This window comes from Rhodococcus sp. 06-470-2 (genome assembly GCF_002258235.1).
Lineage (GTDB): Bacteria > Actinomycetota > Actinomycetes > Mycobacteriales > Mycobacteriaceae > Rhodococcoides.
Map to the genome: position 1 here is coordinate 433,402 of NZ_NOYB01000016.1, position 21,276 is coordinate 454,677.

Here is a 21,276-nt window from a genome sequence, read left to right on the forward strand (position 1 = left end):
TGCAGTGGTTCATTCACGCGCGGCGCATCGCTGCGTCAATGGACCCTTGCACTCCTCAGACGTATGCAGTGGTCCATTGACGCGAACGGGGGGGACAGGGGGGGTGAGTGCTAGATCAGCACCGCACCGTTCGATGCCGATCCGACCAGCTTGGAGTATTTGGCCAGCACTCCTCGGGTGTAGCGCGGCGGCAGTGGTGCCCAGCCCTGTGCGCGGGAGTCCAATTCGGCTGCGTCGACGAGCAGGTCGAGGGTGCCCTTGCCGACGTCGAGTCGGATCTGGTCACCGTCGCGGACGAAGGCGATGGGGCCGCCGTCGACTGCCTCGGGGGCCACGTGTCCGACGCAGAGGCCGGTGGTGCCGCCGGAGAATCGGCCGTCGGTGAGCAGCAGGACGTCCTTACCGAGTCCGGCACCCTTGATGGCTCCGGTGATCGCGAGCATCTCGCGCATTCCGGGTCCGCCCTTGGGTCCCTCGTAGCGGATGACCACGACGTCGCCGGCCGCGATGGTGCCGTCTTCGAGGGCGTCCATGGCCGCGCGCTCACGCTCGAAAACTCGTGCGGTGCCCACGAAGACGTCGGAGTCGAAGCCCGCGGACTTGACCACGGCCCCGCCGGGGGCGAGCGAGCCCTCGAGGATGGTGATGCCGCCGGTCGGGTGGATCGGCTTGTCAAGTGCGCGCAGTACCTTGCCGTCGGGGTCCGGGGGTGCGATGTGAGCGAGGTTCTGTGCCACGGTCTTTCCGGTGACCGTCATGCAGTCGCCGTGCATCAGGCCGGCGTCGAGCAGAGCCTTCATGACCACCGGAACTCCGCCGATCGCGTCGACGTCGGTCATGACGTGCTTGCCGAAGGGCTTGACGTCGGCCAGGTGCGGCACCTTTGCGCCGACTCGGGTGAAGTCGGCGAGGGTCAGGTCCACCTGGGCTTCGTGCGCGATGGCGAGCAGGTGCAGCACCGCGTTGGTCGAGCCGCCGAATGCCATGACGACGGCGATGGCGTTCTCGAAGGCTTCCTTGGTGAGGATGTCGCTGGTGCGGATGCCGCGTCGCAGCAGATCGACGACGGCCTCGCCGCTGGCGTGTGCGAATCCGTCGCGTCGGCGATCGGGAGCGGGGGGAGATGCGCTGCCGGGCAACGACATTCCCATCGCTTCGGCTGCGCTGGCCATCGTGTTGGCAGTGTACATTCCGCCGCAGGCACCTTCTCCGGGGCAGATGGCGCGTTCGATGGTGTCGACGTCGGCGCGCGACATCAATCCGCGTGAACAGGCACCGACGGCCTCGAAGGCGTCGATGATCGTCACCTGGTGCTCGCTGCCGTCGGACAGGGTCGCGAAACCGGGCAATGTGGAGCCGGCGTAGAGGAATACGCTCGCCAGATCCAGACGTGCTGCGGCCATGAGCATTCCGGGCAGCGACTTGTCGCAACCGGCGAGCAGAACGGAACCGTCGAGACGTTCTGCGCTGATGACGGTTTCGACGCTGTCGGCGATCACCTCACGTGAGACCAACGAGAAGTGCATGCCCTCGTGACCCATCGAGATGCCGTCGGACACCGAAATGGTGCCGAATTCCAGCGGGTAGCCGCCTGCGGCGTGGATGCCCTTCTTGACGGCCTTCGCCAGACGTTCGAGCGAGAGGTTGCACGGGGTGATCTCGTTCCACGAGGACGCGACACCGATCTGGGACTTGCCCCAGTCTTCGTCGCCCATTCCGACGGCGCGGAGCATGCCGCGGGCGGCGGTCTTCTCCAGTCCATCGGTGACGTCGCGGCTGCGCGGCTTGACGTCGATGCCTTCGTGGGGATTCTGCGGGGTCGTCATGACACTCCTGAGCGGTCGGCGAAAAATAATTCCTCGGTCGCGTCCCGGAGGTTCCGCTCCTGAGGTCGCATTCACCGTCAACCCTAAACCCGCGGGTTCGGCGCATCACGAACAGTGGTGGCCGAGGTGAGTCCTCGGCGGGATTTCTTCACCGCAAGTCCCCTCCACACAGTGACCAACGGCCCTGTCGTGCACTGCCAACGCGGGTCGACAGTGGTGGGCAGCCATCACCGTGCGGTGGGAGGTCGAGGAGAGACGATGAACGATCAGCCGGATTCTGCCGTGGTGGAGATGTTGGTGGAGCTTGCGTGCCGCGCTCCGTCGGTGCACAACAGTCAACCGTGGAGGTGGGTGTACTCCGAACACGGACTCGACCTGTTCACCGATCGGTCCCGACTGCTCGGGGCGATAGACCCGACCGAGCGGCAGATGGTGCTCAGCTGTGGGGCAGCGCTCGACCATCTGTGCACTGCAGCCGCTGCCTTTCGGTGGACGGCCGACGTCGAACCGATGCCGACGGCCGGTGCGCCGGACCATCTCGCTCGTATTCGATTGACCCACGACGCGCACCCTCGATCGCACGAGTTCGACCTGTTGGCTGCGATCAATCGCCGCCACTCGGATCGCCGGGCGTTCGGTCCGGTGCCGGACAACCGAATTCCCGCGCGCTACGTCGGTCGCGGCGACGGAACCGACGACATCCGAACGACGTTCCTGTCCGCCGAGGCCAAGGAGACGCTGGCCACGGCGTCGAGGCTGAGCGCTAGCGTACGAAAGTACGACGCGACGTATCAGGCCGAGATCCGGTGGTGGGCCGGGCACTCGTTCCGATCGGGAGGAATTCCGCCGGAGGCTCTCACCGATCGTGCGGAGTCCTCCAGGGTGCAGGTGGGCCGAGCCTTTCCCGAACCACGCCGAGTCGGCAGAACGGAAACACGAGAGCCGGCGGCGGACGAGTCGACGGTGGTGATTCTCGGTACCGCGTCCGATGAACGCCTCGACTGGTTGCAGTGCGGGCGGGCCATGTCCGCCTTCCTGCTGGCCGCAACCGCCGATGGTCTTGCGACCTGTCCTCTCACACATATGACCGAGCAGTCGGGCAGTCGACGCCTGGTCAAGTCCTTGGCCGCCGGACAGGGTGCGCCGCAGGTGCTGATTCGGATCGGTGCACCGGCGGTCGGCTCGCCTCTCGCCCCGACCCCGCGACGAGCGGTGTCGTCGGTGCTGTCGGTAGCTGCCCGCAGTACGGCAGGGGGCTCGCGCCGAACCACGTCCCTGTGACCGGGTATCACGCGTCGGACCGGTGACCAAAGGCTCTGTGGCGCGGCCGCTGTCGAGCTGTCCAATAGCAAGCGAGCATCCGAGAACGGATGACCGTCGACGGGCCCGGCCGTGTGGTCCGTCCGGACCGAGGACAGGAGATGGCCATGGTTCTGGAACACCATCAGAAAATCGTCGTGGGCGTGGATGGTTCGCCGAGCAGCATCTGCGCTGCACACTGGGCGGCATCCCTCGCCGAGCGGTTGAAGGCACCGCTGCACATCGCCGGGGCGGTGCAGCATCCCGCGTTCTACCTGGGCGAGTCCGCATCGGTCGTTCCCCTCGACATCTGGGACGAACAGCGTCGGGCGGCAGAACGCATCGTCACCGACGTTGCTGCCGCAGTGCTGGCCCGGCATCCACACAGCGCCGTGACCACCTCCGTGGAGGAAATGCCGGCGTGCTCGATGATGGTCGAACTCTCTCGCACCGCGCGCATGCTCGTCGTCGGCAATTCCGGTTCCGGGCCGATCGTGTCGGCGCTGTTCGGGAGCACAGCACAGCGGACATCGACCACGGCGTGGTGCCCGGTGATCGTGTGGCGCGAGGGAATCGACGCCGTCGACGCACCGATCCTCGTCGGCATCGACGGCAGTGCGACGAGTGAAGCCGCGGTCGAGCAGGCATTCGATCTGGCCTCGCGGTTCGACGTGCCGATGATTGCGGCACATGCCTGGAGCTCGTTGTCCCAGGGTGCCGCCTTGTCTCTGCCAGGATCGCCCGACGACATCGAGATCGAGCGCGAACAGCAGCTGTTGCTGTACGAGTGCCTCGCCGGGTGGAGCGAGAAGTATCCGGATGTCACCGTGGAACATGTCGTACAGCAGGGCAATCCGGCACACCTGCTGATAGAGCAGTCCAAGCGGGCCGGAATCGTGGTGGTCGGCAGCCACGGGCGAGGAATCGTCGCCAGTGCCCTGTTCGGATCGACCAGCAGCAACCTCACCCGGCATGCACACTGCCCGGTGATGATCTGCAGGGACCGATGACCAACCGTACGGTGCCGAATCGACTGCGCCGCAGGGAAGAACGCCGGCGCATTCTCGACGCGAGCACCGCGGACCGGCTCGCACGCAGCGCGACGCGGGCTCGGTTGATCGGCCACGATCACTTCGGCCCCACCGTCGACGTCGTGCCCTGCATCTGGATCGGGAGTCGGGTGTACTTCTACGCCGAGGGGCGGTCGCAGTTGGGTCGTAGCATGCTCGACTCGTCGGTCGTGCTGGAGTTCGACGCCGAGAATCCGGATCGCGCAACAGTCTCCACCGTCGTTGTGCACGGAATCGCGCGTCCCGTCCTGGATGTGCGAAGAGATGTCCTCGAACAGGCTCTGCCGCGGCCGCATTCGGAGGAACCGCCGATGCACCGCCTGGTCGGAGTGGTTCCTACGTCGGTCTCGGGCGTCGAACTGACATGCCCCGGCCGCACCACCCATCCGACACCGAACCATGCACCGCGGAGGACCACGACGATGAACGACGACGAGGCAGCAGAGATGTCGGGGGCGGTGGTGCTGGGGTCCGAGTCCATCACGGTCGACATCCCGACGGACACGGGACCGAGAGTCTTTCCGGTGACCACGGCCGCGATCGGGGGCGCGGTCCATGCGGTGATGATCGCGGAGTACGGACCGATCGGTGGAGTCTCACCGGACGGGCATGTTCTCGCAACGGCCGTGCTCGACCGATGGCCGAATGCACGAGTGTTCGAGCGGCGCAGTACCGGTGACCGCGGTGCCGACCCGCGTGGCTACGAGTGCTTCTACGTCGAACTGGACTCGAGCGGCCGCCGATCCGATGCCGATCTCGAAGCGGTGTCCGCCCTCTTCCGCTGAGCGAACTTCGACCCCGAGAACTCCAGTTCGTGACCTTGTGCCCTGTTGCCCCCTCGTCCGCGGCGAAACACTCGAAGGACACACGATTCGGGAGAGTGGGTGGTTGCGGTGTTCGGCTACGACTTCGCTCGCTGGTGGCGCCTGGCACCGTGGAGCACCAATCCTCTGATGCGGGGCCGTGATCGGACTGCGGCTCTCGCTTTCGCGTGCGCGATGGCGGTGATTCTGGGACTCGTCCCCTTCGCCGCGCTGCTCGGATCGCTCACCTACGCCGATCTCGATGCCGCGGCGGCCCGAACGAGCGCCACCACCCAGCAGATCGATGCCCTGGTGACGAGTGAACCCACGCTGCGATCGGAAGACGGTGCCGTCTTCGACCACACCGAGTACTACGCGACCGTCGCCTGGGAATGGCCACCGGGACAGCGGCACAGCGGCGAGGTTCGCCTTCCGGACGAAGCCGAACAGGGTGCCACAGTGTCGGTGCGAGTCGATACCGAGGGCAGGTGGGTTGCGGAGCCGTCGTCCGCGACGTCGAATGTCCTGTTGGGAATTGTTGCAGCCGTTGGCTTCTGGGTGGCATGCACGGTCGTTGTCCTCACCTGTCTTCAGGCGACGCGGTACTTCGACCGGCGCGCCAGAATGCGCCAGTGGGACCGCGACTGGCTGAAGTTCGAGACCGAACGTGGTCGAACCAAGGGGGATTCGGCATGAGGGACCTCGGCCACTTCGATGATGGACCGAGTGCTCTGACTGTGGGCGCGGTTGCAGATCTACGTTCGATTCGATTCGACTGCAAAGACAGTCGACCACGAGACGAGGAAGAATCATGAGCAATTCCACCGACCGCATGCTTCCCATCCTGGTGGGCATCGACGGCTCCAGTGAGGCCGATTCCGCGGCGCAGTGGGCGGCGACCTATGCGGCGAAGGTGCGCGCACCCCTGCGTTTGGTTCATGCAGTCCCCGAGGGGGATTGGTACGGATCGGCGGCATTCGTCGACGGCGGTGCGCTGGAGAGGGACCTGCGCACGATCGGACGCAAACATCTCGCCCGCGCTGCGGCCGCGATCCACGAGGCCGCACCCGAGGTGTCCGTCGATTCCGTCACCGCCGATGGAACCATCGCCTCGTACGTCTCGGATGCAGGCGCGGAACTGGTCGTGCTGGGATCGAGAAAGTCGAGCGCACTGAGGGACCTCACTCTCGGCAGCAACACGCTTCGAGCCGTGACGCATGCGCAGTGCCCGGTGCTGCTCGTGCGCAACGCCGTCGACAGCGTCGACCCCGCTCGTCCGATCGTGGTGGGGGTCGACGGAAGTGAGCAGTCGGATCGGGCGCTCGGTGCCGCGCTCGAGATCGCCCACACCCTCGGAATGCCGGTCGTCGCGGTGAACTATTGGGGATTCGCGGCTCAGGCAGGTCTCGGAACCGGATTCGAGGACGTCGATTGGGCGAATATTCGCGCACACGAGAAGCATTGGCTCGAAACGCATGTGGAGACCATGCACGAGAAGTATCCGGATGTTGCGCTGAGCACTGTGAGCGCGCAGTCGAGTCCGACGCGTGGTTTGCGGGCGATGTCCGCGTCGGCGTCGATGCTCGTGGTGGGCTGCCGAGGCCGGGGTGCTGTACTCGGAACGATTCTGGGATCGGTCAGTCAGAATCTCGTCCACCACGCCGATTGCTCGGTGCTGATCGTGCGATGACCCAGCGCGATGAGTCACGCGGTCCGACGCGAGGCAGGTGGTGGTGAGCCGATGTCGCAGTGCGGTGGGCAGTTCGACGCCTCGTCGCCGGTGCCGCGGATGAGTACCGCCGCGATGACCGCACCGATCACCAGCAGTCCGGCGCATATCAGCATTGCGGTGTGAAAGCCGTCCGAGAACGTCTCCGGGGCAGAGTAATCAGACCCTGCGATACCGGCGAGCGCAGGCAGTGCGGCCACGGCGAGCAGTTGACTGGTGCGGGCCACGGCATTGTTGACTCCCGACGCGATTCCGGCGCGATCGGTGGACACCGCGCCCAGAACCGCTCCGGTCAGTGGGGCCACCAGAGCGGACAATCCGAGTCCGAAGACGACAACCGCGGGCAGAATGTCTGTGGCATAGGTGGATCCGGGCCCGACCCGCAACATCAACAGCAACCCCAGCGCTGCCAGCAGTGGTCCCACGGTCATCGGAATGCGCGGTCCGATGCGTCCGGCGATTCGCCCCGCGCGGGCGGACAGCACCAGCATGAGAGCGGTGATCGGCAGCGTGGCGACCCCGGCCGCGATGGGTGAGTAGCCCACGGCGAACTGCAACTGCAACACCAGAAGGAAGAACACGCCGCCCAGGGCCGCGTACACGGCGAAGGTGACGAGGTTGGTCGCCAGGAACACTCGTGAGGCGAACAGCGACGGTGGTACCAGCGGATCGTGCGAGCGACGCTCGATCATCACGAACACCCCGGCCGCGACGACACCCATAGCGAGGGTCGGCGTGTGTGACTCGATCAGACCGTACGTGAGCAGGCCCAGCGCCGCCGCGACAGTCACCGCGCCCGGTACGTCGAGTCGGCCGGACACGTGCGGATCTCGGCTTTCCGGAACATGTTTCGCCGCCACCCAGACCACCACGACGGCGAGCGGGATGTTGATCAGGAACACCGAACGCCACCCGACGGCGTCGACCAACCAGCCCCCGAGCAACGGACCGACCGCCGACGCGACGCCGCCCAGCCCCGACCACAGACCGATTGCAGCTCCGCGATCCTCGGCCTTGATGGAGGCCGATATCAGCGCGAGCGAACCCGGCGTCAGCAAGGCCGCACCGACGCCCTGAAGTAGTCGCGCCGCGATCAGCACCTCGATACTCGGAGCCAGCCCGCACAGCACCGATGCGGCCGCGAACCAGACGGTGCCCCAGACGAACACCCGCCTGCGCCCCAGTCGGTCACCGAGGGAGCCGCCCAACAAGATCAGCGAGGCCAGGGCCAGGGTGTAGCCGCTCAGAGTCCACTGCAGACCGGTGACGCCTGCACCGAGGTCGCGGCCGATAGCAGGCAACGCGATATTGACCACGGTGGCGTCGAGCATCGCCAGAGCCGAACCGAGCACCGTGGCTGCGACGATCCAGCGGCCCCTCGCGCTCGAGAGTGTGATGCCCTCAGCGGTCACAACCGTTCGACGCAGACGACGAAGTTGCGTGAGTCCTTCTCGAATCCGTACAGCGCCGGGTCGGGGCAGTCGTCGACGGACGAGGTGCCCTGCAGGATGGTCACGACGCGGCGGGTGTCGGCACCGGGGGTGGCGCAGTCGATCCGCTGAGCGAATTCACCGACGAGGTCCATGCATCCGCCGACCTGCCAGTCGATGTCGAGGCACAGAGCTCCCTGTTCGATGTCGAAGTAGGTCTCGTAGTAGTACTGATCGGCGTCCTCGGGGCATTCGGCCGAGGTGGGCGTCTTGGCGAAGACGACGTAGTTGGACTCCGCAGACCCGCAGGTCGCGTTGGCGATGGCCGCCTCGTCGACGGTGCCGCCCAGGTTGACGCACTCGCCGATCTCCACGTCGATGTCGACACTGCCGCCGTCGTCGATGTCGGTGGTCGGTGGTGTGGTGGGAGGGTTGGTGGTCGTGGTGGCGGGAATGGTGGCACCGGAGATGGCGACGGCGGTACCGGACACCTCGGAGGCGCACCCGCCGAGTATCAGGGCCGCGCACGACGACAGCGCGAGAACGAGAGCGCGGACCGAACGGTTGGATGACGTCATGGTGAGTCCTGCCCTCGTAGGTTCGAGCGTGCCGTGTCCGTCGACCGTGCTCGTGTAGAAAATATCCGACTCGCTTGTCGGCTGCATGAGGCAGGATGAACTGCGTGGATCTTCCTCTTGCCGTGCCGGTCGCGCCGATGCTCGCCAAAGCCGCGAAAGTGGTGCCCGCCCAGCCCGAAGACGGGCCTGCGGTGTGGTCGTACGAGCCGAAATGGGACGGGTTTCGCGCCATCGTCTTCCGTGACGGTGACGAGGTGGTGCTCGGGTCACGCGGGGGAAAGGACCTGGCCCGCTACTTCCCGGAGTTGGTGGCGGCGATCAAGGCCGAGCTACCCGAGAAGATCGTCGTCGACGGCGAGATCGTCGTACCGCGCGAGAAGAACGGTTCCACGCGCCTCGACTGGGAGTCGCTGTCCGAACGGATTCATCCCGCAGCGAGTCGGGTGACGATGCTCGCGGAGAAGACTCCGGCGCAGTTCATCGGCTTCGATCTGTTGGCCGTCGGCGACGAGGATCTGACGGCCGAGCCGTTCTCGACCCGCCGCGCGAGATTGCTCGACGCGGTGGGAACGGGTGGCCCGAGTTGTTTCGTCACCTCCGCCACCGATGATGCGGCCGTGGCCGAGGACTGGTTCGAGCGTTTCGAAGGTGCCGGGCTCGACGGTGTGGTGGCCAAGAAACTCGACGGGATCTATCTGCCGAACAAGCGCGAGATGATCAAGATCAAGCATGCGCGTACCGCGGACTGCGTGTTGATCGGCTATCGAATCCACAAGTCCGGCAACGGTATCGGATCCTTGCTGCTCGGTCTCTACGATGGCGACGATCTGCGGATGATCGGCGGTGCGTCGGCGTTCACCGACAAGCGCCGGTTGGAACTGCTCGAAGAACTCGAACCGCTCCGACTCGGTGACGACGTCACGTACGACGGTGAGGCGACCCGCTGGAATTCGTCCAACGACCGCAACTGGATTCCGGTGCGCATCGAGCGGGTCATCGAGGTGGCCTACGACCAGATGGAAGGGGCGCGGCTGCGGCACGTGGCCAGGTTCCTACGCTGGCGGCCCGATCGTGATCCGCGCTCGTGTGCCTACGACCAGCTCGAGGTTCCGGTGCGCTACGACGTTGCCGACGTGATTGCCGGGGGACGATAGACATGGCCGCGAAAACGCCTCCCGCGTTCGTGCAGGTCGGCGAGCGCGAAGTACGAGTGTCGAGCCCCGATCGCGTGATCTACGAGGCGACCGAACGTACTCCGGAGATCACCAAACTGCAGGTGTGCGAGTACTTCGCGGCCGTCGGGGAGCCGCTGATGCGGGTGATCGGAGATCGCCCCACCGCGATGGAACGGTGGCCCGACGGCTATCGCGAGGGCATGCGGTTGGCGCTCGGCCCCCAGGACAAGGACGGCGACGGCTTCTACCAGAAGCGGTTGCCCAAGGGCGCTCCCGAGTGGATAGAGACGGTGAAGATCGCGTTCCCCAGCAAGCGCACCGCCGAGGAACTGTGTCCGTCCGAACCCGCGTCGCTGGTGTGGGCGGCGCAGATGGGTACGTTGACGTTTCATCCGTGGCCGGTCCGTCGATTGGACGTCGACCATCCCGACGAGTTGCGTCTCGATCTCGATCCGCAACCGGGTACCACGTTCTCGGACGCGCTGCGAGTAGCCGATGTGACGCGAGAGCTGTTGGAGGAGTTGGGCTTACGGGGATATCCGAAGACGAGCGGGAATCGGGGTATCCACATCTACGTTCGCATCGAGCCGCAGTACACCTTCGAGCAGGTGCGTCATGCGGCCATCGGTCTGGGTCGAGAACTCGAACGACGCGACGACGGGGTGACCACCAACTGGTGGAAAGAGGTACGCGGAGAACGCATCTTCATCGACTACAACCAGAACAACCGCGACCGAACCATCGCCAGCGCCTGGAGTCTGCGGGCTCGACCGGGCGCGACGGTGAGCACTCCGATGACGTGGTCACAGTTGGCCGACGTCACCGATCCACGTGAATACAACCTCGTGACGGTGCCGGAGCTTGTTCGGGACGGCGACCCGTGGGCCGGTATGGACGAGCAGGCCTACTCCCTCGAACCTCTTCTGCACCTGTGGGAAACCCTGCCCGGCGGAGAGCTGAACTTTCCGCCCGATTACCCCAAGATGCCCGGAGAACCGCCGAGAGTGCAGCCCTCGAAAAAGGTTGCCGAGCACTGGGATGCGGAGGGGAATCGCACGGACAGCTGACGGAGCTGCCAGAGCCGGGCAAGGTTGCACGCTACGAAGTCGAATCGACGGGATTCAGTCGCCTCGAACGCGTTCCGTGCAACCCTGCCCACGATCACATGGATTCGAGCTCCCGGATCAACGTCGCCGCATCGTACGGTCCGATGTGTCGGGTGAGGTTCTTGTCGCCGCGTCCCAGGTAGAACGTCGGGGTGCCGTCGACGTCCGAGGAGGTGGCGTCGAGTTCGTCGTCCTCGACGCGTACCACGTAGTCGCCGGTGCGGATGTCGTCCTCGAATCTGTCCATGTCCAGGCCGAGTTCACGTGCGTAGCCGTCGATGTCGTCGGGCTCGAGTGCGTCGCTGTTACGGAACAACACGTCGGCCATCTCCCAGAACTTGCCCTGCGCGGCTGCGGCCTCGCTGGCGTATGCCGCGTAGCGAGCGTGTGGGTGATAGTCGTCGAGCGGCAGGTGCCGGTAGACGTACCGAAGGTCGTCGCCGAAGTGCTTGCGTACCTCGGCGACACTGCCGGTTGCCTTGCTGCAGAACGGGCATTCGAAATCCGCGTACTCCACGATGGTCAGTGGTGCGTCCACCGGGCCGCGGATGTGATCGCGCTTGGCGTCGACCGGACGCAGAATGCGCAGGGATGCTTCGGCTTTCGGAGGATGGATCTTCTCGTCGATCCGGAAGAGGACCCAGCCGAGCAGTGCGGCGATCACCGAGGCCACCAACACGCCGACCCGTGCTTCGTCGGCCAGCAACGGGTCGTCGAGCGCGAGATCGATGATGAACAACGAGATCGTGAATCCGATTCCGGACATCGCGGCACCGCCTGCGATGTGGGAGAGCGTCAGTCCTGGAGCCAGGGAGGACGGTCTCAACTTCGCGAAAACAGCGGACGCAGCGGTGATTCCGACGAGCTTGCCGAGAACGAGACCGGCGATGATGCCCCAGGTGAGCGTCGAGGTCGACGCGGCTTTCAGAGTGTCCGAGCTCAGCACGACTCCGGCGTTGGCGAGCGCGAAGATCGGCACGATGATGAAGGCCGTGTACGGCTGGTAGAGCCGCATGAGACGTTCGTTGACCGACACCGCGCGATCGAGTCCGAGACGGGCGGCTCGGGCATATTCGGGATTGGGCGACTGCCGGAACGCGCGTGTCAGATCCGCCGCGCGTTCCACCTCGGTGCGGCGCGGCGGATAGACCGGAAGAATCAACGCGATCATCACTCCCGCGAGTGTGGGGTGAACTCCGGACTCGTACATCGCAACCCAGGTGAACAGTGCAACGACGAAGTACCCGACGCCGCGCCACACCTCGAGCCGACGCAGCAGGAAGATCAGCCCCAGACCGACGAACGCCAGCACCAACGGCACCACGTCGAGGTTGTCGGTATAGAAGAAGGCGATGATCGCCAGCGCGCCCACATCGTCCGCGACAGCGAGCGTGAGCAGGAAGATGCGCAACCGAGCGGCCTTCTTCGGGCCGAGGACGGCGAGTGCCCCGAGGAGGAACGCGGTGTCGGTGGAGATCACGACGCCCCATGCCTGGGCGGCGGGCCCGGACGGATTGAAGGCGAGAAACAGCAACGCCGGCGCGGCCAGACCGGCAACCGCCGCGACGATCGGGATGGCGGCACGAGATCGGTCGGTGAGCTCACCCATCGCGAACTCACGCTTGACCTCGAGCCCGACGACGAAGAAGAACAACGCCATGAGCCCGTCGTTGACCCAGTGGGCGAGGTCGAGGGAGATGCCGTGCTCGCCGACGGTGACGGAGAGTTCGGTGTGCCAGAACGACTGGTAGGTCTCGCCGAAGGGTGAGTTGGCCCAGATCAGCGCGATCAGTGTCGCTGCGAGCAGGAAGCCCGCCGCCAGGGTTTCGCTGTTCTTCTCGCCGCGGGCCCGCGAGATCCGTTCGGCGAAACGTGCCATGGGCCGATTCGTCGGCGTGATCTGATCTGCCATCTGCGGCCCGCATCCTCTCGAAGAGTGTTGTGAAGCAGTCTGTACCAACGTGTGGGTCGACGGTTTGCTTCCTTGCAGGTGACAGCCCGCAGAGTAACGTTATTGCGCTGTCGACCTCGCCGCACGGCGAGGGAGATGTGCACAACATATTCGATGAACGGCATTAGTCCGTCCAGAAACGGGAATACGAGCCCGACTCACCCCTGCCACGAAGGAACATCCATGCGTGATTTCATCTGCCGCAAATGCGGACAGAAGCTGTCGTTCGAGAACTCACTGTGTCTGAGCTGCTCGAGCGCGCTCGGCTTCCATCTGCCGAGCAGAGCTCTGCTGGTGCTCCCCGACAAGGCCGACGACGGTGTCGCAGAGGCCGAGGTGGACGGCACCACGTGGAAGATGTGCGCCAACCTCAACACGGCGCGCTGCAACTGGCTCGTCGACACCGACGACAGCGACGATCTCTGCGTGTCGTGCCGGCTCACGCGTACTCGCCCCGCCGACGACGACGTCGACGCGATGGCCGCCTACGCGGATGCCGAGACCAACAAGCGTCGCGTCGTACTCGAACTGACCGAATTGGGCCTGCCCATCGTCGGCCGGGACGAGGACGACACGACGGGACTGACGTTCGATCTGCTCTCGAGCGCGAACCAGCAGGTGATGACCGGCCACGACAACGGTCTGATCACCCTCGACCTCGCCGAGGGCGACGACGTGCACCGCGAACAGTTGCGTGTGGCGATGTCCGAGCCCTATCGCACCCTGGTTGGACACTTCCGTCACGAGATCGGCCACTACTACCAGATGGTGCTGGTCGGCAACGGTGAGCACCGCGCGGCGTTCGAGGAGCTCTTCGGCGATCCGGATTCCGACTACCAGGCCGCACTCGATCGCCACTACAGCGAGGGTGCGCCGGCCAACTGGGAGGACGATTACGTCTCCTCCTACGCCACCATGCACCCCGCCGAGGACTGGGCCGAAACGTTCGCGCACTATCTCCACATCCGCGACACGCTCGACACGGCTGCAGCCTTCGGTATGGCCCCGGCCGGTTCGACGCTGGAGAGCCCGCTGCCGGGTGACGTCGGTTTCGATCAGATCATCGAGTGGTGGCTGCCGTTGTCGTGGGCACTGAACCAGATCAACCGGTCGATGGGCCACCAGGACCTCTACCCGTTCGTGCTGCCTGCGACCGTCGTGAAGAAGATCGGATTCGTCCACTCGCTGATCGCCCCCAGCACACTCTGATGCCCGGCTAACGGTCCTCGCAGTTTTGCAACCGGGGCGTATCCTGTGGTGTCGGCACTTCGCCGATACCGGGATGCGCCCCGGCGCAGCAGGACGAGGTGACCGCCATCAGCGAGCAGACACTGGACTCGACCGCCCATCCGCGCGTCACGGACTTCGAGCTCAGCCGACGACTGGCCGAGGTCGCCGAGAGACTACGTCGCCAGCACTCCGATCCCGATCGGGTCCTGGCCACGATCACCGAGGCGGCGGTGGCCAACATCCCGTCCGCCGAATTCGCGTCCATCACGACGGTGTTGCAGGGCAAGTTCGTGCACAGTGCGGCCCTCGTCGGCGAGGTGGCGGGCCACTGCGACAAGATTCAGGAGCAGCTGGGCGAAGGTCCCTGCCTCGAATCGGCGATCGAACAGACCACCATCAGGATCGACGACATGGACAGCGATTCTCGCTGGCCACAGTTCACCGTCGCCGCCTCGGCGCTGGGTGTCAAGAGCATGATCTGCTTCCAGCTCTACGTCGAGGGCTTCAACTTCGGCGCGTTGAACCTCCACTCCACCCGAACGAACGCCTTCTCGGCCGAGGCTGAATCGATCGGTTCGCTGTTCGCTGCGCACGCGGCCATCGCGTTCTCCACCGCGCGTGAAGAACAGCAGATCCGGGCGGCATTGACGAGCCGAGACCTGATCGGTCAGGCCAAGGGCATGCTGATGGAGCGCTACAACCTGAACTCGCAGGCAGCATTCGCTTTGTTGGCCAAGCTCTCGCAGGACACCAACGTCAAGCTCGCCGACCTCGCCGCGCAGCTGGTCGCCGACGCGGCCGAATCGTCCGACTGAGTCGATTCACCGCACGTCGAGGCCGTCGGTGCTCGCGACCGACACGGCCGGTCCGTCCGAGGCGACGAAGACCTCGATCCGGACGTCCTCGTCCAGATAGCGACTCAGTAGTGCCAATCCCGGTGTGGCGGAGATGATCTCGTGAACGCGGTCACCCGAGATCGGGTAGTCGTCCACGTCGTGACGCCAGTGTGCAGCCACCAGGGTGCCCTCGGCCTCGAGGTGCTCGACGACGCGCGTCATCGCCGACGACAGGTCGTCGGCGTCGAGGTAGTACCCGACCTCGCTGATGACGACGAGATCGAACGTCGCCTCGGGTGTGGGCAGGGTCGACCAGTCGTCGGACAGCGACCACAGCGCGAATTCGACTGCAGCAGTGTCACCTACGCGCCTCCGTGCTGAATCGAGGGCGCTGTGCACCACATCGGTCGAGACCACGTGATCGCACCGGATCGCCAACTGTTCGGTGAGCACCCCGATGGAGCAGCCGGGTTCGAGCGCGCGCCGATACTGCGGTTTCGGCAGCGAGGCCATGGTCAGCGCGTATTTGCGACGCTCGTACCACTTGCTGTCGAGCATGAACGGATCGTCCTTGTCCGCATAGACGGTGCGGAAGTACTCGGCACCGAGGCTTGTCCGAGAACCCTCGCTCACGCGAACACCACCTCGAACGGTCGCCGGTACCGAGCCAATATGTGCGGCGGCAACACCGCTCGGTCCGCAGGGTGATCGGACAATGGGCGGATCTGCGAATCGAACTGCTCGATCGACGCTCGTTTGGCGTCCAGGGTGTGCGGCGGCAGGTCGATGCGGCGTCCACGTGTCCACGGCACGGCAGGATGATTCGGAGTTGCCCAGTGCCACATCCAGATCGGGTACTCCACCACCGGTATCCCGACGGCGTTCGCCGCGGTGAGACAGGCCCGCGCGGTGGCTTCGTGGTCGGGATGGCCGTCCCCGCGCCATGGCGTCAGACACCAGGTGCCGGGGGTGGCGTCGAGCAGCGGCATCAGCGCATCGGCCACCGCGCTCTCGTGGTTCTCGACGTCACCGTCCGCGATCTGCAGACGGATCGGGGAGTGGTCGATCCCCAATTCGGCCAACGCGCGCTCGGACTCGGCGGGGCGACGCGCACGCAGATCCTCTGCCGTGACGGTGGGGGAACCGGGATGGGAGCCGTCGCCGTCGGTCACGGCGACCACCCGAACATCGACGCCCGATGCCGCAGCCAGAGAGAGCAGGCCGCCGACGCCGAGCACCTCGTCGTCCGGGTGCGGGGCGACGACGACCATGGTGAGGACGTCCTTCCACTGCAGGCCGGGAATGGACCAGTCGGCCGACATCCAGTCCGACTCGGCTGTGCCGACTTCGGTTTCGGCATCGAATGCGTTCTCTACCAAGGGTTGTCCTCCTCTGCGATGTCGTGCCCGAGGGCTTCCAGGTCGCGCTCGGCGTGACTCTGCCGCAGGTAGACGGTGAGATCTGCGACGCGTCGGGCGTGTTGGGAATCGCTGCACAGCGGGCCTGCACCGAGAGCGCGACCGACGCGGTCGATGCACTGAGTTGCCGCATCCTCGACCACAGCCCGCACGATGCGGGCCCTGGTTCGGGCGCGACCGGATCGGTCGAACGGATCGGCATCCACCTCCGCTGCGGCGGTGGTCAGTGCGCTCGACGCCGCTCCGAGTGCGGCCGCGATGGCACCGAGATGTGCAGTACGGTGCGGATCGGGTCTGTCGCGGACGGCAGCATGAAGCGTGTCCGCCACCGCGCATGCGCTCCCGAACCAGGCTGCCGACACCCCGATCGCCCCGTGCCAGAAGCCCGGTCGTGTGAGGTAGTCGGTCGGGCCGCCGACCGCAACGGCAGGGACACTGTCGAAGGCGACCGAGCCGGAATCGCTCTCGCTCATCCCCACCGCATGCCACGTGTTCGGTACCGGAGTTGCGCCCGGGTGCGTCAGGTCGACGGCGAACAGCCGAGGGCTGCCCTCCACGCGTGCAGTCACGAGCGCATGGGTACACAGTGACGCACCCGAGCACCACGGTTTCGTCCCGGTGAGAACCCAGCCCGAATCACCCGGCACCGCTTCTAGAATCGGAGCAGGCGGTTCCGCAGCCCACACGCCCCAGATCTGCCCACGCTGTGGCGTCGGGCCGTCGAGTTCGTGCAGGATCGCGATCGCGTCGGTATGCGCTTCGGACCACCGGCCCAGCACCGTGTTGTGCCGACTCAGGGCGGCGAGCGATTGCCAGCGCAGATCGGTGTATCCCGAGCCGGGCAGCGCGAGGTCGAGACGACCGTCCGCCTCGAACGCCAAGAACGCGGCGCGCAGCCCGGTGTCGACGTCGGCTCGGTCGGTGGATTCGAGAAAACCGGTCTCGCTCATGCGGTGGCCTCCAGGGCACGTAGGAATCCGGCCATGCCGTCGGGCGCTCGGCCGCGCAGCCGACCCGACGTCGTGACCGGAATGTCGCACACCCGACGGCACTCGAAGCCGCCGAGCTCGAGGCGTCGGACCAGATCGTGGTCCTCGCCGGTGGTAAGAGGTGCAAATCCGCCGATGGAGAGATACTCCGCCGCTCGGACGCCGAGGTTGGCACCGTGCACGTGTGGGTGGCCGAACTCGTTTCGATAGTGCGCGTCGTACGACGACCGCAACCCGAGGTTCTCCTCGATGTGACCCTCGAAATCGACTGCCACCGTTCCGGCCACTGCCCGAGCGCCGTCGGCGGCGTGTCGGAGATGGCCGAGCAGCCAGTCCTCACCCACCCGGGTGTCGGCATCGGTGGTGGCGAACCACGTCGATGCGCTGTGTTCGGGGCCGTGCGTCGCGAATCCGGCAGCTCTGGCCGCGCCGACGTTGCGGTGTGCCACCTCGAGAGCCGACACGGACGGGTGACGTGCCGCGATGCGCGCAGAGTCGTCGGTGCACGCATCGAGCACGACGATCGTCGAGACGGACACCGAGGCCACATCGCGGACTCGGCGTTGTGCTCGTACCAGGGCGGTCAGGCAGGCGTCGAGCAGATCCTGCTCGTTGTGCGCGGGTACGACGACGACGATGTGGGTGACGGGGGTGCGGGGGAAAGCATCGGAGATCACGGTCCACCCTTTACGGACACCGGACGAAGAAGAGTCCGTTTCGGAAACCGCCGGTGTCTGGACGGGATGTGCTCCCATCGCACATACCCGTTCCCCGGCTGCCGACACATCCGCCGCAGCCTGGTGAGACGGCTCCGGGACCGGTTGCGAGAAGATACCCGTACCGGTGGTTTCTTTCGTCCGTTTCGGGGATATCCGATTAGCAAATGTCGGGGCGGTATGTGTTAATGGGCGTTGCCCCGCGGCAGCACAGTTCGCGGGTGTCGCGACGCAGCACGAAGGATGGTCGGGTTACATGGCATCACCGGTTCGCACACGCAGATTCGCCCGTATCGGCGCGATCGTTGCAGGTACAGCCCTTGCCACGTCCGCCGCATTCGGTTCGGCACAGGCCGCGCCACTGTGGCCGGGCGGCCCGGACGTCTCCATCCCCGGGATGCCGGGATCGTCGGATCCGGCTGCACCCGCGCCGCAGCAGCTCACCCCGCAGCTCGCGCCCGCGAACTTCTCCGATCCGAGCATCAGCCCCTCGGGCGGCGAGGTCGTCGGAGTCGCGCAGCCCATCGCCATCCGCTTCGACGAGGCGATCGGCGATCGTGACGCCGCGCTGCGCGCCATCCGCGTCACCACCAACCCGTCCGTACCCGGGCACTTCTACTGGATCAACGACACCCAGGTCCGGTGGCTGCCCAACGAGTTCTACCCGGCGCACACCCAGGTGACCGTCGAGGCGGGCGGAGCGAAGGCCGAATTCTCCACCGGCGACTCCATCATCACCACGGCCGACGACAACACCAAACAGATCACCGTCACCCGCAACGGCGAGGTGGTCCGCACCATGCCCACCTCGATGGGCAAGGTCGGGCACGAGACCCCCAACGGCACCTACATCGTCGGCGAACGATTCCGCGACATGTACATGGACTCGTCCACCTACGGCGTCCCCGTGGACTCCGAGGAGGGCTACCGCACCTACGTCGAGTACGCGACGCGCATCTCCTACAGCGGCATCTTCGTGCACGCTGCTCCGTGGTCGGAGTCGCAGCAGGGCTACTCCAACGCCTCGCACGGCTGCCTCAACGTCAGCACCGAAGACGGCAAGTGGTTCTTCGAGAACGCCCAGAAGGGCGACCCGGTCATCGTCGTCAACACCGACGGCGGCACCCTCAGCGGATCCGACGGTCTCGGAGACTGGAACCGCTAGAGCGGCTTCGCCGCATGTGCACGGAACTTCGTAGCCCACTACGAAGTTCCGCTCACATAGGTTGGTCTGTACGACGGTGAGCGTTGGGGCTGAGTTCACCATTCGTTAGCCGTGACTGAGCACAGTCCTCGCGGTGAGTGCAACAACCGAACGAGTGCTGCCCACGGCACGCGAGAAGCGATTCTTCTCCCGGCCGTGGACCGATTACGCACTGTTCCTGATTCTCGTGGGCCCCAATCTGGTTCTGCTGGGCGTGTTCACGTATCGGCCGCTGGTGGAGAACTTCCAGTTCTCGTTCTTCGACTGGAACCTGTCCTCGCCCACGTCCACGTTCGTGGGATTCGACAACTACCGCGAGTGGGCCTCCCGCGAGGACACCTGGCAGATCGTCGGCAACACCGTCGTGTTCACGGTCGCCGCGGTGGTGGGCTCACTGGTTCTCGGCCTCGTGCTGGCGCTGCTGCTCGATCGAAAGCTCAGGGGCCGCAACTTCGTTCGCTCCGCCGTGTTCGCTCCGTACGTCATCTCGGGTGCAGCGATCGGTATCGCATTCCAGTTCGTCTTCGACCCCAACTTCGGGCTCGTCCAGGATCTGATGCGACGCTTCGGCCTCGGTACCGTCCCGGACTTCTATCAGGACCCGAAGTGGGCGATGGTCATGATCACCGTGACGTACCTATGGAAGAACCTGGGCTACACCTTCGTCATCTACCTCGCGGCTCTGCAGGGTGTGCGCAAGGAACTGATGGAAGCGGCCGAGATCGATCAGGCGAGTCGCTGGACCACGTTCCGCAAAGTGCTTCTGCCGCAACTGCGCCCGACGACGTTCTTTCTGTCGATCACGGTGCTGCTCAACTCGCTCCAGGTCTTCGACATCATCAACGTCATGACGCGCGGTGGCCCGCTGGGCACCGGCACCACCACGATGGTCTACCAGGTCTACGAGGAGACGTTCCGCAACTTCCGGGCCGGCTACGGTGCCACGGTCGCGACGATCCTGTTCCTCGTCCTGCTGATCGTCACCCTCGTGCAGGTACGAATCATGGATCGAGACGATCAACGATGACAGTGACCAACAGACCTCGGACGGCAATGCCGGAAAAGGTGCCAGGGCCGCGCGACCAGCAACGTGCGCGACGCAGCGCGAACATCCTCGGATACGCGGCCATGGTCGCCGTCCTGCTGATGATCGGGCTGCCACTGTTCTGGATCCTGATCACCTCCTTCAAGGATCGACCCGACATCTACGTTCAGCCGGTCACGTGGTGGCCCAGCGTGTTCCATCCACAGAACTACGACGAGGCGACGACGGAGGTGCCGTTCTTCACGTATCTGCGCAACTCCATCATCATCACCACGGCCGTGTCGTCCATCAAGTTCGTCCTCGGGGTTCTCAGTGCCTACGGACTGGTGTTCCTGCGCTTCCCGGGCAAGAACGTCGTCTTTCTCGTCATCATCGCCGCCCTCATGGTGCCCAATCAGATCACCGTCATCTCCAACTACTCGCTCATTTCCGAGTTGGGGTGGCGGAACTCGTTCCAGGGCATCATAATTCCGCTGGCGGGGGTCGCCTTCGGTACGTTCCTGATGCGCAATCACTTCCTGTCGCTGCCACCGGAGATCATCGAGGCCGCGCGGATGGACGGTGCCGGACCGGTACGGCTGATGTTCCGGGTGATCCTGCCGCTGTCCGGCCCGACCATGGTCGCCTTCGCCATCATCACGATCGTCACCGAATGGAACGAGTACCTCTGGCCGTTCCTGATGTCCGACGACTCGTCCGTCGCACCGCTTCCGGTCGGGTTGACGCTGCTCCAGAACAGCGAGGGCTACACCAACTGGGGGGCGGTGATGGCCGCGACGGTGCTGACCATTCTGCCGATCCTTCTCGTCTTTCTCGTCCTGCAACGCCACATGATCAAGGGCCTCACCTCCGGTGCGGTCAAGGGCTGATT

General features: G+C 65.4%; 20 protein-coding genes. 12 read left to right on the forward strand and 8 right to left on the reverse strand.

Going from position 1 to position 21,276, the window contains the following annotated elements; all coding sequences use genetic code 11:
• Window positions 1–110: 110 nt before the first annotated feature.
• The gene (gene ilvD / locus CH276_RS11125) at window positions 111–1,826 is read right to left on the reverse strand and encodes a dihydroxy-acid dehydratase (protein WP_094629178.1); all 1,716 of its coding nucleotides are present in this window, start codon (window positions 1,824–1,826) and stop codon (window positions 111–113) included.
• 258 nt (window positions 1,827–2,084) lie between these two features.
• On the opposite strand from ilvD, the gene CH276_RS11130 reads away from it, so the two are divergent.
• The 5 genes from CH276_RS11130 (at window position 2,085) to CH276_RS11150 (ending at window position 6,688) form a co-directional block, all read left to right on the forward strand.
• Window positions 2,085–3,107, forward strand: coding sequence for an Acg family FMN-binding oxidoreductase (locus tag CH276_RS11130; RefSeq protein ID WP_094629236.1), 1,023 nt, complete (start codon window positions 2,085–2,087; stop codon window positions 3,105–3,107).
• A gap of 140 nt (window positions 3,108–3,247) precedes the next feature.
• Window positions 3,248–4,135, forward strand: coding sequence for a universal stress protein (locus CH276_RS11135; protein WP_176459204.1), 888 nt, complete (start codon window positions 3,248–3,250; stop codon window positions 4,133–4,135).
• Complete coding sequence (locus CH276_RS11140) at window positions 4,132–4,980, forward strand: hypothetical protein (protein ID WP_094657591.1); 849 nt, start codon at window positions 4,132–4,134, stop codon at window positions 4,978–4,980. The genes CH276_RS11135 and CH276_RS11140 overlap by 4 nt, the downstream gene beginning before the upstream one ends.
• Before the next feature lie 99 nt (window positions 4,981–5,079).
• Window positions 5,080–5,694: an Rv1733c family protein gene (locus CH276_RS11145; RefSeq protein ID WP_094629181.1), complete on the forward strand. Its 615-nt coding sequence runs from the start codon at window positions 5,080–5,082 to the stop codon at window positions 5,692–5,694.
• A gap of 115 nt (window positions 5,695–5,809) precedes the next feature.
• Window positions 5,810–6,688: a universal stress protein gene (locus CH276_RS11150; protein WP_094629182.1), complete on the forward strand. Its 879-nt coding sequence runs from the start codon at window positions 5,810–5,812 to the stop codon at window positions 6,686–6,688.
• Window positions 6,689–6,702: 14 nt separating this feature from the next.
• Here the strand turns inward: CH276_RS11150 and CH276_RS11155 are convergent, their stop codons facing one another.
• Window positions 6,703–8,139: an MFS transporter gene (locus CH276_RS11155; protein ID WP_094629183.1), complete on the reverse strand. Its 1,437-nt coding sequence runs from the start codon at window positions 8,137–8,139 to the stop codon at window positions 6,703–6,705.
• A complete protein-coding gene (gene lppU, locus CH276_RS11160) occupies window positions 8,136–8,735 on the reverse strand; it encodes an LppU family putative lipoprotein (protein ID WP_094629184.1) in 600 nt (199 codons plus the stop codon). The genes CH276_RS11155 and lppU overlap by 4 nt, the downstream gene beginning before the upstream one ends.
• Before the next feature lie 104 nt (window positions 8,736–8,839).
• On the opposite strand from lppU, the gene CH276_RS11165 reads away from it, so the two are divergent.
• Together CH276_RS11165 and CH276_RS11170 are read left to right on the forward strand one after the other, a co-directional pair.
• Window positions 8,840–9,889: an ATP-dependent DNA ligase gene (locus tag CH276_RS11165; RefSeq protein ID WP_094629237.1), complete on the forward strand. Its 1,050-nt coding sequence runs from the start codon at window positions 8,840–8,842 to the stop codon at window positions 9,887–9,889.
• A 2-nt stretch (window positions 9,890–9,891) separates the two neighbouring features.
• The gene (locus CH276_RS11170) at window positions 9,892–10,977 is read left to right on the forward strand and encodes a DNA polymerase domain-containing protein (protein ID WP_094629185.1); all 1,086 of its coding nucleotides are present in this window, start codon (window positions 9,892–9,894) and stop codon (window positions 10,975–10,977) included.
• A 94-nt stretch (window positions 10,978–11,071) separates the two neighbouring features.
• Here CH276_RS11170 and nhaA read toward each other — a convergent pair whose 3' ends face one another.
• Window positions 11,072–12,928 (reverse strand): Na+/H+ antiporter NhaA, encoded by a 1,857-nt coding sequence (gene nhaA / locus CH276_RS11175; RefSeq protein WP_094629186.1) that lies wholly within the window; start codon window positions 12,926–12,928, stop codon window positions 11,072–11,074.
• 222 nt (window positions 12,929–13,150) lie between these two features.
• On the opposite strand from nhaA, the gene CH276_RS11180 reads away from it, so the two are divergent.
• Complete coding sequence (locus tag CH276_RS11180; protein WP_032396748.1) at window positions 13,151–14,176, forward strand: zinc-binding metallopeptidase family protein; 1,026 nt, start codon at window positions 13,151–13,153, stop codon at window positions 14,174–14,176.
• A 98-nt stretch (window positions 14,177–14,274) separates the two neighbouring features.
• Window positions 14,275–15,012, forward strand: a complete 738-nt coding sequence (locus CH276_RS11185; RefSeq protein ID WP_094629187.1) for a GAF and ANTAR domain-containing protein — start codon at window positions 14,275–14,277, stop codon at window positions 15,010–15,012.
• Between the two features lie 6 nt (window positions 15,013–15,018).
• Here the strand turns inward: CH276_RS11185 and CH276_RS11190 are convergent, their stop codons facing one another.
• The 4 genes from CH276_RS11190 to CH276_RS11205 are packed head-to-tail and all read right to left on the reverse strand — an operon-like array spanning window position 15,019 to window position 18,117.
• On the reverse strand, window positions 15,019–15,666 hold the full coding sequence (locus CH276_RS11190; protein ID WP_032396747.1) for an SAM-dependent methyltransferase: 648 nt from the start codon (window positions 15,664–15,666) through the stop codon (window positions 15,019–15,021).
• Window positions 15,663–16,412 carry a PIG-L deacetylase family protein gene (locus CH276_RS11195; RefSeq protein ID WP_176459205.1) on the reverse strand — a complete coding sequence of 250 codons (750 nt, stop codon included), beginning with the start codon at window positions 16,410–16,412 and terminating at the stop codon, window positions 15,663–15,665. The genes CH276_RS11190 and CH276_RS11195 overlap by 4 nt, the downstream gene beginning before the upstream one ends.
• Window positions 16,406–17,401, reverse strand: a complete 996-nt coding sequence (locus tag CH276_RS11200; RefSeq protein WP_094629188.1) for an acyl-CoA dehydrogenase family protein — start codon at window positions 17,399–17,401, stop codon at window positions 16,406–16,408. The genes CH276_RS11195 and CH276_RS11200 overlap by 7 nt, the downstream gene beginning before the upstream one ends.
• On the reverse strand, window positions 17,398–18,117 hold the full coding sequence (locus CH276_RS11205) for a glycosyltransferase (protein ID WP_254923873.1): 720 nt from the start codon (window positions 18,115–18,117) through the stop codon (window positions 17,398–17,400). The genes CH276_RS11200 and CH276_RS11205 overlap by 4 nt, the downstream gene beginning before the upstream one ends.
• 295 nt (window positions 18,118–18,412) lie before the next feature.
• On the opposite strand from CH276_RS11205, the gene CH276_RS11210 reads away from it, so the two are divergent.
• From CH276_RS11210 to CH276_RS11220, 3 genes are all read left to right on the forward strand, one after another.
• Window positions 18,413–19,321, forward strand: a complete 909-nt coding sequence (locus tag CH276_RS11210; RefSeq protein ID WP_094629190.1) for a L,D-transpeptidase — start codon at window positions 18,413–18,415, stop codon at window positions 19,319–19,321.
• A gap of 133 nt (window positions 19,322–19,454) precedes the next feature.
• Window positions 19,455–20,387, forward strand: a complete 933-nt coding sequence (locus CH276_RS11215) for a carbohydrate ABC transporter permease (protein WP_176459206.1) — start codon at window positions 19,455–19,457, stop codon at window positions 20,385–20,387.
• 26 nt (window positions 20,388–20,413) lie between these two features.
• Window positions 20,414–21,274: a carbohydrate ABC transporter permease gene (locus tag CH276_RS11220; RefSeq protein ID WP_176459218.1), complete on the forward strand. Its 861-nt coding sequence runs from the start codon at window positions 20,414–20,416 to the stop codon at window positions 21,272–21,274.
• Window positions 21,275–21,276: the final 2 nt, after the last annotated feature.